The following is an 11,271-nucleotide window of genomic DNA, read 5'->3' as shown; positions in this document are numbered from 1 at the left end:
CTCCGCGTACAGCTCGTGCTGCTCGGCGCCGTCGCGGCCGGTGTTGTGCACCAGCTCCCACAGCGTCAGCGAGTCCCCGGCGGCCACCGGAGCCGTACCGCGGCTGCTCAGCGGTCTGAGCGCGGCTGCGGCGGTCCTGTCAGTCCCGGCGTGGTGGCCGCGGGCACGGGCGTGGATTCCGGCGTGCGCGCTGGCTGCGGCACACGGACTGTGGCCGTCGCGAGTTCCGCGCGTGCCCTGGCCGCGTCGCACAGGACGACGAACAGCGTCACCGCGAGCAGCTGGTACGGGCTGAACCCGGAGCCGCGCAGCGGGGCCTCGGGCACGCACAGGACCACCGTGGTCAGCGCCACGCACCAGGTGAGTCCGGAGGTGACCCGGGCCCCGCGCGCCGCGAACAGCACCACCGCCGCCGCGAACAGCGCCAGGCCGGCCGCGCCGAGCAGGCCCGAGGTGCCCAGGGTCTGGAAGAGCTGGTTGTGCGCGTGGTCGAAGGCGCCCCGGTTGGGCGAGGCCCGGTCGAAGAACAGCTCGGGGCCGTACCCCACCCAGACGTTGTCGCGGAAGGCCGTGAGCGCCACCTGCCACGGCACGGTCCGCCCGTGCAGCGTGGTGATCTCGTCGGAGTCCCACAGCGTCCCCGCCCGCTCCAGCACGCCCGGCACCAGCAGCGCCGCGCACAGCGCGGTCCCGGCGGCCAGCGAGCGCACCAGGACCGGGTGCACGCGCCGCACCGCCTCGCGCCGGTAGAGCAGCGGCAGGCCGAGCGCCGCCGCCAGCCACGCGGTGCGCGACTGCGACATCACCAGCACCAGGGCCGCCGCCGCGCAGTGCAGCTGCCAGCGCCGGGTGCGGTAGGCGGGGGCGAACTCGACCGTGACCGCGAGCGCGGCGAGCACGCCGAGCCCGATCGGGTGGTTGGTCAGCCCGGCGAGGCGGCCGCCCGGGGTGAGCCAGTCCAGCTGGAAGTTGTCGTTGAAGCTGGGCGTGACGGCCCAGGAGGGGAAGACGGCGAAGACCGCCAGGCTGCCCCACACGTACACCCGCAGCACGCCGCGCAACAGGCGTACGGGGGACGGCGGCGGGGCCAGCCAAAGCGCGAGGACCAGCAGCGGCGGCACCCACAGGCGCCAGCCGAACGCGCCGCCGTGCCCGCCGAGCAGGCCCGCCGCCACCGGGCAGGCGTACATCAGCAGCGCGGCGGCGAGCAGCCCGCCGCCGTACCGGGGGCGGTCGGGGCGGCCCGCGGCCAGCGCGAGCGCCACCACCACCAGGGCCAGGCCGACCACCAGGGCCGCGTAGCCCGATCCGGCGTACAACCGCCAGGTGGTGAGGGCGACTTCGGTGCGCGGCTGCCCCCACACCGCGTGCGCGTCGTGGGGGGCGGTGCGCGCCCACACCACCACCGCGAAGAAGGCCGGGCTGAGCCCGGTGAGCCACAGCAGGGCCGTGGACAGCTGGACCGCCAGGGGGCGGCGGGGCAGGGGTGAGGGGCTTCGCATGCGTGCGGCTCCACGGGGTTCGTCCGAGTGGACCATTTCCGGTCGGCCCGTCAGGCGCCAACCGTTTTATAGGTATATGGCCGGTTATGGTCGCAACCGACCGTAACCGATCGGCGGGAGAGTCCGCGTGAATGTCCGGGAATTCCTCGGCGTGCTGTCCAAGCGGTGGATCACCGTGGTCGCGGCCCTCGCCGCCGGCCTGGCGGTGGGCCTGGCCGCCACCTGGCTGGTCGACCCCAGCTACCAGGCGCGCACCCAGATCTTCGTCTCCGCACGGGCGGTGACGGATACTCAGCAACTGGCCCAGGTCAGTACGTTCGGCCAGGAGCGGGTGCAGTCGTACGCCGACATCGTGCGCTCCACCCCCGTGCTCGAAGGCGTCATCGACGACCTGGACCTGAAGACGACCCCGGCGCGCCTGGCCGAGCGCATCGAGTCCTCCTCGCCGGTCGGCACCGTCCTCATCGACATCGCGGTACGGGACACCGAACCGCGCCGCGCCGCGCACGTCGCCAACTCCGTGGCCCGGCACTTCGTCGCCGCCGTCAGCCGCCTGGAGACCCCCGTCGACGGCGGGGCCATCCCGGTGCGGCTGTCCGTCGCCGAGTACGCCTCCGTGCCCGACGCCCCCGTCAGCCCCCGCCCCGCCCTGAACCTGGCGGCCGGGACCGTCGGCGGGCTGCTCCTCGGCTTCGCCCTCGCGGTGCTGCGCGAGACCCTGGACACCACCTTCAGCGCCACCGGCGAACTGGGCGGCGCCCTGGGCGTGCCGGTCTTCGGCTCCATCCCGATGGAGCGCACCGAGCAGGAGACCGTCCTCGCGCTCGGCCAGCAGGCCCACTCCCCGCGCGCCGAGGCCTACCGCCAGCTGCGCACCAACCTGCGCTTCGCCGCCGTCGACCGCGCCCCCCGGCTGATCGCCGTCACCAGCGCGCTGCCCGGCGAGGGCAAGACCTCCACCTCGGTGAACCTGGCCGCCGCGCTCAGCCTGGAGGGCCGCTCGGTCTGCCTGGTCGACGCCGACCTGCGCCGCCCGCAGGTCGCGGCCCGGCTCGGCCTGGTCGAGGGCGCCGGGCTGACCAGCGTGCTGATCGGCCAGGCCCCGCTGGAGTCGGTGCTCCAGGACGGGCCCGGCGGCATCCAGGTGCTGGCCGCCGGAGCCGTCCCGCCCAACCCCGCCGAACTGCTCGCCTCCGGCCAGATGCGCACCGTGCTCACCGAGCTCGCCGAGCGCTTCGACGCCGTGGTCGTCGACACCGCCCCGGTGCTGCCCGTCGCCGACACGGTGGCCCTGGCCTCCCGGATGGACGGCGTGGTGATGGTGGTGCGGGCCCGCAGGACCAAGCGCGAGCAGAGCGTCTCGGCCGCCGACACGCTGCGCTCGGTGGGCGCCAACCTGCTCGGCGTGGTGCTCTCCATGACCCCGCGCCCGCGCGGCGACCGGGCCGGCGCCTACTACGAGTACACCGGCGAGATCCAGGTCAAGGCCTGGCCCCCGGTGGCCGCGCGATGACCGGGGCGGCCGGTCCCGGCGCCTTCGGGGTGCTGTTCGTCTGCACCGGCAACCTGCACCGCTCGCCGATCGCCGAGCGGCTGCTGGCCGCCGCGCTCCCGGCGTCCGGCTACCGGGTGACCAGCGCGGGGACCGCCGCCCAGCCCGCCGTCCTCGACCCGGCCACCCGCTCGGTCATCGCCGCGCTCGGCGGCCGCGAGGGCGGCTTCACCGCGCGCCGGCTGACCGCGGACCTGGTGGCCGGGGCGGACCTGGTGCTCGGCCTGGAGCGCGCGCACCGGGAGGCCGCGGTGCGGCTGTGCCCGCTGGCGATGCGCCGCTGCTTCACCCTCAAGGAGTTCAACCGCCTGTCCGCGCGGGCCGGTTCGGCCGGCTCGGCCGCCGGGGCGGTCGCGCTGGCCGCCTCCCGGCGCGGCGCGCTGGCGGTGGTGCCGCCCGACGGGGACGGCATCGGCGACCCCTACGGGCAGCCCTACGAGGTGCTGCGCACCCGCGCCCTGGAGATCCGCGAGGCGGTCCTCGCGCTCGCCGTGGCGCTCGACCCGAGCCTGAGGAAGGTGTGCCCATGACCACCACCGTGGCGATGGCCTTCGCCGTGATGCCCAAGTCGGACAGTCCGCAGGCCCGCGGGCGCATCGGCGAGCCCGCGGCGTACACGTACTACCGCTGCATGGTCGTCGCCTACGGCTCGCTGCGGCGCTTCAACCCCGGCGCCGACCTGGTGCTGGTCACCACCGACCCGGTGCCCGCCCCGTTCGCCGGGGAGCTCGCCGCGATCGGGGTGGAGGTGCTCGTCGAGCCGTTCGCCCACCGGCCGCCGGAGGGCTACGGGCACGGCTGGCTCAGCTCGCTGTTCCACCTGGACGCGGTGGCGGCGCTGGCCGGGCGCGGCGGCACGCTGGTGATGATCGACCCGGACATGTTCTGCCTGCGCCCGCTGGACGCGCTGCTCGCGGCCTGCGGGGACGCGGTGGGCGTGCAGACCGAGAGCGCGCAGGACATGTTCCACCGGGGTGAGGAGGCCGCCGCGCTGGCGCAGTACGCCCGCTGCTGCGACGAGATGCACCGGGACCTGGGCGAGCCGGACGCCGCGCACCCCAAGTACAGCGGCTCCTTCTACGTGCTGCCCGGGGCCCGGCTGCCGCTGCTGCTGGAGCGGATCGAGCGGGCCTGGGAGCTGGCCCTGGAGCGGCACGCGCGCGGCGCGGAGGTGTTCCACACCGACGAGCACTTCATGAACTACGCGGTGCGCGCCGTCGAGGTGCGCGAACTGAGCGCGCACGTACGGGTGGTGCCGACCGCGCCGTGGCGGCGCTACCTCACCGACCGGGACGTGATCCTCGGGCTGACCCTGTGGAACCTGATGTACGAGAAGGAGCTCGGCTTCCAGCGGCTGTACCCGGCCGCGGCGGACCGGGGGTCCTGGTTCTGGACGGCCTCCGACGAGGTTTTCCGCGAGCGGGCCGGGAAGGTGTTCTCGGCGACCGGGCGCAGCGGGACGCGGCGGCTGGCCCATGTGGCGGGCGGGGTGGTGGAGCGGCTGACGACGGAGCGGATGCAGAAGCGCCTCAAGCCGGTCTATACCCGAATGGTGCAGGTCAGGGCCTCGATGCGGACGGTGTGAGCGTAAGGGGCGGATAAGAGTTGAGTCGGCCTGACTCAGGTCTGTTGACTCCTGCTGACGGGTGATGCATCCTTGAGCCTGTTCCACTCAAGTCAGCTGGAGGAATCGAAATGGCACGTGCGGTCGGCATCGACCTGGGCACGACTAACTCCGTCGTCAGCGTTCTCGAAGGCGGCGAGCCCACCGTCATCACCAACGCCGAGGGTGCCCGGACCACGCCGTCCGTCGTCGCCTTCGCGAAGAACGGCGAGGTCCTGGTCGGCGAGGTCGCCAAGCGCCAGGCGGTCACGAACGTGGACCGGACCATCCGCTCGGTGAAGCGCCACATGGGCACCGACTGGAAGATCGAGCTCGACGGCAAGACCTTCAACCCGCAGCAGATGAGCGCGTTCATCCTGCAGAAGCTGAAGCGCGACGCCGAGGCGTACCTGGGCGAGAAGGTGACCGACGCGGTCATCACCGTCCCGGCGTACTTCAACGACTCGGAGCGCCAGGCCACCAAGGAGGCCGGCGAGATCGCCGGTCTGAACGTGCTCCGTATTGTCAACGAGCCGACCGCCGCCGCCCTGGCCTACGGCCTCGACAAGGACGACCAGACCATTCTGGTCTTCGACCTCGGTGGCGGCACCTTCGACGTCTCGCTCCTCGAGATCGGCGACGGCGTCGTCGAGGTGAAGGCGACCAACGGCGACAACCACCTCGGTGGTGACGACTGGGACCAGCGCGTCGTCGACTACCTGGTCAAGCAGTTCAGCAACGGCCACGGCGTCGACCTGTCCAAGGACAAGATGGCGCTCCAGCGCCTGCGCGAGGCCGCCGAGAAGGCGAAGATCGAGCTCTCCTCCTCCACGGAGACCACGATCAACCTGCCCTACATCACGGCGTCCGCCGAGGGCCCGCTGCACCTGGACGAGAAGCTCACCCGCGCCCAGTTCCAGCAGCTCACCGAGGACCTGCTGCAGCGCTGCAAGACCCCGTTCAACAACGTGATCAAGGACGCCGGCATCCAGCTGTCCGAGATCGACCACGTGGTCCTGGTCGGCGGCTCCACCCGCATGCCCGCCGTCGCCGAGCTCGTCAAGGAGCTGACCGGCGGCAAGGAGGCCAACAAGGGCGTCAACCCGGACGAGGTCGTCGCCATCGGCGCCACGCTCCAGGCCGGTGTCCTCAAGGGCGAGGTCAAGGACGTCCTGCTGCTCGACGTCACCCCGCTGTCCCTCGGCATCGAGACCAAGGGCGGCATCATGACCAAGCTGATCGAGCGCAACACCACGATCCCGACCAAGCGCTCCGAGATCTTCACGACGGCCGAGGACAACCAGCCGTCCGTGCAGATCCAGGTCTACCAGGGCGAGCGCGAGATCGCGGCGTACAACAAGAAGCTCGGCATGTTCGAGCTGACGGGCCTGCCCCCGGCCCCGCGCGGCGTCCCGCAGATCGAGGTCTCCTTCGACATCGACGCCAACGGCATCATGCACGTGACCGCGAAGGACCTCGGCACGGGCAAGGAGCAGAAGATGACCGTCACCGGCGGCTCCTCGCTCGCCAAGGACGAGGTCGACCGGATGCGCCAGGAGGCCGAGCAGTACGCGGAGGAGGACCAGCGCCGCAAGGAGTCGGCCGAGACCCGCAACCAGGCCGAGCAGCTCGTCTACCAGACCGAGAAGTTCCTCAAGGACAACGAGGAGAAGGTCCCGGGCGACGTCAAGACCGAGGTCGAGACGGCGGTGGCCGAGCTCAAGGAGAAGCTCAAGGGCGAGGACACCGCGGAGATCCGCACCGCCACCGAGAAGGTCGCGGCCGTCTCCCAGAAGCTCGGCCAGGCCCTCTACGCCGACGCCCAGGGCGCCCAGGGTGCCGCCGCCGGCGCCGGTGACGAGGCCCCCAAGGCCGACGACGACGTCGTGGACGCCGAGATCGTCGACGACGAGAAGCCGAAGGGCGGCGCTGCCTGATGTCCGAGGAGACCCCGGGCTTCGAGGAGAAGCCCGACGTCCCCTCCGGCGCCACCCCCGACGACGCCGCCGAGGCCGCCGAGTCCCCCTCCGAGGAGGAGGGCAAGGCGGCCCCGGCCGGGGACGCGGCACAGTCCGCCGGCCTGACCGCACAGCTGGACCAGGTGCGCACCGCCCTCGGCGAGCGCACCGCCGACCTCCAGCGGCTCCAGGCCGAGTACCAGAACTACCGTCGTCGGGTCGATCGCGACCGGATCACGGTCAAGGAGATCGCCGTCGCGAACCTCCTGACCGAGCTCCTGCCGGTGCTCGACGACGTGGGCCGTGCCCGCGAGCACGGTGAGCTGGTGGGCGGGTTCAAGTCGGTGGCGGAGTCGCTGGAGACGGTCGCGGCGAAGATGGGCCTGCAGCAGTTCGGCAAGGAGGGCGAGCCCTTCGACCCGACGATCCACGAGGCCCTGATGCACGCGTACGCGCCGGACGTCACGGAGACGACCTGCGTCGCGATCCTCCAGCCCGGGTACCGGATCGGTGAGCGCACCATCCGCCCCGCGCGGGTGGCCGTCGCCGAGCCCCAGCCCGGGGCGGCCCCGGCCGCCAAGGAGGAGCCGCAGGCGGACGAGGAGAGCGGTGGCCCCGAACAGGGCTGACGCACAGGCCGACGCGAACCCAAGCGTCCGGAAGGAGGGACGTCGATGAGCACGAAGGACTTCGTCGAGAAGGACTACTACAAGGTCCTCGGCGTCCCCAAGGACGCCACGGACGCCGAGATCAAGAAGGCGTACCGCAAGCTGGCCCGGGAGAACCACCCCGACGCCAACAAGGGCGACGCCAAGGCGGAGGAGCGCTTCAAGGAGATCTCCGAGGCGAACGACGTCCTCGGCGACCCCAAGAAGCGCAAGGAGTACGACGAGGCCCGGGCGCTGTTCGGCAACGGCGGCTTCCGCCCGGGCCCCGGCGGCGGCAGCTTCAACTTCGACCTGGGCGACCTCTTCGGGGGCGCCCAGGGCGGGGGCGGCTCCGGCCCCGGAGCGGGCGGTTTCGGCGGCGGCCTCGGCGACGTGTTCGGCGGGCTGTTCAACCGGGGCGGCGCCCCGGGCGGCGCCACCCGCACCCAGCCCCGGCGCGGCCAGGACCTGGAGTCCGAGGTCACGCTGAGCTTCACCGAGGCCGTCAACGGCTGCACGGTCCCCGTGCGGCTGTCCAGCCAGGCGCCCTGCAAGGCGTGCTCCGGCACCGGCGACAAGAACGGCACCCCCCGGGTGTGCCCGACCTGCGTCGGCACCGGACAGGTCTCGCGCGGCTCCGGCGGCGGCTTCTCGCTGACCGACCCGTGCGTGGACTGCAAGGGCCGCGGCCTGATCGCCGAGGACCCCTGCGAGGTCTGCCACGGCAGCGGCCGCGCCAAGTCGGCCCGCACCATGCAGGTCCGGATCCCGGCGGGCGTCTCCGACGCCCAGAAGATCCGGCTGCGCGGCAAGGGCGCGGCGGGCGAGCGCGGCGGCCCGGCCGGCGACCTGTACGTCGTGGTGCACGTGGACGCCCACCCGGTCTTCGGCCGCAAGGGCGACAACCTCACCGTGACCGTGCCCGTCACCTACCCGGAGGCGGTGCTCGGCGGCGAGGTGAAGGTGCCGACCCTGGACGGCCCGCCGGTGACGCTGAAGCTGCCCGCCGGCACGCCCAACGGCCGCACCATGCGCGCCCGCGGCAAGGGCGCGGTCCGCAAGGACGGCACCCGCGGGGACCTGCTGGTGACGGTCGAGGTGGCGGTGCCCGCCGAGCTGTCCGACAAGGCCCGCGAGGCGCTGGAGAGTTACCGCGAGGCGACCGTGGGCGAAGACCCGCGGGCGGAGTTGTTCCAGGCGGCGAAGGGAGCATGAGGCCATGGACAGCCGATCGGGGCGCGGCCGCAATCCGTACGAACTGACGGACGAGACGCCCGTCTACGTCATCTCGATCGCCGCCCAGCTGTCCGGGCTGCACCCGCAGACGCTCCGGCAGTACGACCGGCTCGGCCTGGTCTCGCCGGACCGCACCGCGGGCCGCGGCCGGCGCTACTCGGCACGCGACATCCAACTGCTGCGCCAGGTGCAGCAGTTGTCGCAGGACGAGGGCATCAACCTGGCCGGCATCAAGCGCATCATCGAGCTGGAGAACCAGGTGGCCGCGCTCCAGCAGCGCGTCGCCGAGCTGTCGGCCGCGGTCGAGGGCGCGGCGGTCGCGATGCAGCAGCGCGAGGCCCAGGTCCACGCCTCCTACCGCCGCGACCTGGTCCCGTACCAGGACGTGCAGCACACCAGCGCGCTGGTGGTGTGGCGCCCCAAGCGGGGCGAGTAGCCACCCCGCGCGCCGTCACGCGCCCGCAGGGCCCCTCCGGTCTCCGGAGGGGCCCTGCGGCGTTGTGCCCGTGGTCACTGGTCCTGCTCCAGGATCCCGGACTGCGCGATCAGGTAGCCCAGCTGGGCGCGGCTGCCGCTGCCCAGGCTGGAGGCGAGCTTGGCGATGTGGGCGCGGCAGGTGCGCACGTTCATGCCGAGCCGGCGCGCGATCGCCTCGTCCACGTGCCCCTCGACCAGGAGCTTGGCGATGGAGCGCTGGACGCCGCTGACGCCGCCGAGCACGGTGGCGTACGCGACGACCTCGTCCTCCCAGGGGATGCCGTACAGCCAGAACTGGTCGAAGACGCCGACCAGGTACTGCACCAGGCCCTCGTGCCGGAGTTCGAGGGCGACCCTCCTATCGCTCCGCGCGGGCACGAAGGCAACTTTCCGGTCAACGATGATCAGCCGGTCGATGATCTCCTCCAGGGTGCGGACCTCGAGTCCGTACGGGGAGATGCGCTCGACGTATCCCATGGTCGCGGAGTGGTGGCGCGCGGTGTGCTGGTAGAGCGTGCGCATCCGGACGCCCCGGTCGAGCAGCGGCTCGACGCGGCGCAGGCCCGCCTGGACGGTCTCGGGGCGGCGCCCGCTGCCGGGCTGGATGGTGAGGAGTTCCTCGTTGCACTCGTCCATGACCCTGTCCAGCGTCGCGTTGATGACGCTGAGGCCCTCCAGGACGCTGATCGCCTGGCTCCCGGCGGGGTCCGGGGTGGTGATCGTCAGGAATGGCTCGAAGGTGTCGGCCAACGAGATAGTCAGTTGCCTGCGTTCCTGTATCTCGCGCTCGATGGGGTGTATGAGCTGGTTGAGCGCGATGGACGGGGGTACGGGCCGCAACCAGTCGGGGTCGTCCGGGTCCGGGTGGAGCAGGGCCAGTTCGATGACGCAGGTCGCGGTTTCGGCCTCGGAACGGGCGATGCGTCCGGCTCGTAGAGCGGCCGCATAAAGCCGCTTTCCCTCCTCGCACAGCTCGCCGTGGGTATGCCCGTTTTCCGAATTGCCCCTCTTCAACTGCATTTGCACCCCCCTCAGGGTCCTGAATTACAGGAACATGATGCCTGGACTTGCTGGTGGAAGGGTTCGGAGTGAGCCATCGTCATAGGCGCGGGGGAGGAGGTAATGATCAAAAGAGGTGGAGACCGGCCATGACCAGGATGGTTCGTGCACTTGGCGTCATAGCTGTTGCCTCGGCAGCCGCTCTCGGCGCTTTCGCCGCCCACAGTGATCCCGTGGCACACGGCATGTCCGTGCACGGTGTCGTCGCGGCCCCGGGCGAGCCCACGTGGGAAGCCGCCGCGGCAGCTCACCGCGAGCCGACGTGGGAGGGCGCACCGGCCAGGGACTCCGTCGCATGACCGTCCCGCCCGACGACCGGGTCTTCCGGCGCGAGATGGCCACGGCGTACCGCTCCGGGTGGCACTTCATCGACCTCGTCACGGCCATCCCCCACCGTGGCGACTCGTTGATGGTCACCCTCTTCGGGGAGCCGATCGTCGTCGCCCGTGAAGAGGACGAGGACGTACGCGCCTACCGGTGTCTGCGTCGCCCCCGCGGGGCACCGCAGCCCGTCCGCTGTGCCATCAGGTACGGCATGATCTTCGTCAACCTCGACCAGCGGGACCACCAGCTCGTGGACCAGCTGGACGACCCGGAGACCATCACCGCCACCCCCCGCAGTGCCTGAGCGATTCCCCCGTCGTTACAAATCGCTCGGGTACTTCCCCCACACAGCGGCGCCATCGCGGACCTGAAACGCGATGGCGCCGCTGTGCTGTCCGCGGGTGCTCCGCGTCCGCCCCGCGGCGGACGTCAGGCCCGCCCCATCGCCCGGGTCAGCGCGATCTCGATGACCACGCGGTCCGGGTTGGGCGACGGCGTGCGGCCGTAGCGGGCCGCGTAGCGCTCCACCGCGTCCGCGACGGCCTCCGGCTCGGTGCGCACCCGCGCGACGCCCTCCAGGGTCGCCCAGCGGCGCCGGTCCACCTGGCAGACCGCGACCCTCGCCCCGTCGGCCCCCGCGGCCAGCACGTTCACGGCCTTGCGGCTGTGCCGGTTGGTGATCACGCGCGCGATGCCGCGCTCGCCGCCCTCGGGGTCGTACGTCACCCCCACCGCCACCACGTGCGGCGTGCCGTCGGCGCGGGGGGTCGTCAGCGTGCTCACGTGCCGCTCGCGCCAGAAGGCGAGATAGGTCGGATCGGGGTTGCCTGGGTCTGTCGCCATGGCGAGGAAAATACCGCTCCGCCCGGCCGCCGGACCGCCCGGCGACCTCCCGTCATCAGATTGAGTGGAA

At 72.2% G+C, this 11,271-nt stretch carries 11 protein-coding genes; 8 read left to right on the top strand and 3 right to left on the bottom strand.

What is annotated here, in order from left to right:
• Window positions 1–107: 107 nt before the first annotated feature.
• The gene (locus ABT160_RS25350; RefSeq protein WP_351650087.1) at window positions 108–1,502 is read right to left on the bottom strand and encodes an O-antigen ligase family protein; all 1,395 of its coding nucleotides are present in this window, start codon (window positions 1,500–1,502) and stop codon (window positions 108–110) included.
• Between the two features lie 127 nt (window positions 1,503–1,629).
• On the opposite strand from ABT160_RS25350, the gene ABT160_RS25345 reads away from it, so the two are divergent.
• The 7 genes from ABT160_RS25345 to ABT160_RS25315 all read left to right on the top strand — a co-directional run bounded on the left by ABT160_RS25345 (window position 1,630) and on the right by ABT160_RS25315 (window position 8,934).
• A complete protein-coding gene (locus tag ABT160_RS25345; protein ID WP_351650085.1) occupies window positions 1,630–3,015 on the top strand; it encodes a tyrosine-protein kinase domain-containing protein in 1,386 nt (461 codons plus the stop codon).
• Window positions 3,012–3,584: an arsenate reductase/protein-tyrosine-phosphatase family protein gene (locus ABT160_RS25340; protein WP_351650083.1), complete on the top strand. Its 573-nt coding sequence runs from the start codon at window positions 3,012–3,014 to the stop codon at window positions 3,582–3,584. The genes ABT160_RS25345 and ABT160_RS25340 overlap by 4 nt, the downstream gene beginning before the upstream one ends.
• Complete coding sequence (locus tag ABT160_RS25335; protein ID WP_351650082.1) at window positions 3,581–4,639, top strand: glycosyltransferase family protein; 1,059 nt, start codon at window positions 3,581–3,583, stop codon at window positions 4,637–4,639. Before ABT160_RS25340 ends, ABT160_RS25335 begins: the two co-directional genes overlap by 4 nt.
• 110 nt (window positions 4,640–4,749) lie before the next feature.
• Window positions 4,750–6,594: a molecular chaperone DnaK gene (dnaK, locus tag ABT160_RS25330; RefSeq protein WP_351650081.1), complete on the top strand. Its 1,845-nt coding sequence runs from the start codon at window positions 4,750–4,752 to the stop codon at window positions 6,592–6,594.
• Window positions 6,594–7,244, top strand: coding sequence for a nucleotide exchange factor GrpE (gene grpE, locus ABT160_RS25325; protein ID WP_351650080.1), 651 nt, complete (start codon window positions 6,594–6,596; stop codon window positions 7,242–7,244). The genes dnaK and grpE overlap by 1 nt, the downstream gene beginning before the upstream one ends.
• Before the next feature lie 45 nt (window positions 7,245–7,289).
• On the top strand, window positions 7,290–8,477 hold the full coding sequence (gene dnaJ / locus ABT160_RS25320) for a molecular chaperone DnaJ (RefSeq protein ID WP_351650079.1): 1,188 nt from the start codon (window positions 7,290–7,292) through the stop codon (window positions 8,475–8,477).
• A gap of 4 nt (window positions 8,478–8,481) precedes the next feature.
• Window positions 8,482–8,934 (top strand): heat shock protein transcriptional repressor HspR, encoded by a 453-nt coding sequence (locus ABT160_RS25315; protein WP_351650078.1) that lies wholly within the window; start codon window positions 8,482–8,484, stop codon window positions 8,932–8,934.
• Between the two features lie 74 nt (window positions 8,935–9,008).
• On the opposite strand, the gene ABT160_RS25310 is transcribed toward ABT160_RS25315, so the two are convergent.
• Window positions 9,009–9,995 (bottom strand): helix-turn-helix transcriptional regulator, encoded by a 987-nt coding sequence (locus ABT160_RS25310; RefSeq protein ID WP_351650077.1) that lies wholly within the window; start codon window positions 9,993–9,995, stop codon window positions 9,009–9,011.
• 334 nt (window positions 9,996–10,329) lie between these two features.
• Here ABT160_RS25310 and ABT160_RS25305 point away from each other — a divergent pair, with 334 nt between their 5' ends.
• A complete protein-coding gene (locus ABT160_RS25305; protein ID WP_351650076.1) occupies window positions 10,330–10,662 on the top strand; it encodes a (2Fe-2S)-binding protein in 333 nt (110 codons plus the stop codon).
• 125 nt (window positions 10,663–10,787) lie between these two features.
• On the opposite strand, the gene ABT160_RS25300 is transcribed toward ABT160_RS25305, so the two are convergent.
• Window positions 10,788–11,201, bottom strand: a complete 414-nt coding sequence (locus ABT160_RS25300) for a pyridoxamine 5'-phosphate oxidase family protein (protein ID WP_351650075.1) — start codon at window positions 11,199–11,201, stop codon at window positions 10,788–10,790.
• Between the last annotated feature and the right edge of the window lie 70 nt (window positions 11,202–11,271).

Source organism: Streptomyces sp. NPDC001941, assembly GCF_040296945.1.
GTDB lineage: Bacteria > Actinomycetota > Actinomycetes > Streptomycetales > Streptomycetaceae > Streptomyces.
The sequence above is the reverse complement of the archived record's forward strand: the minus strand, read 5'-3'. Positions and strand labels throughout refer to the sequence as shown.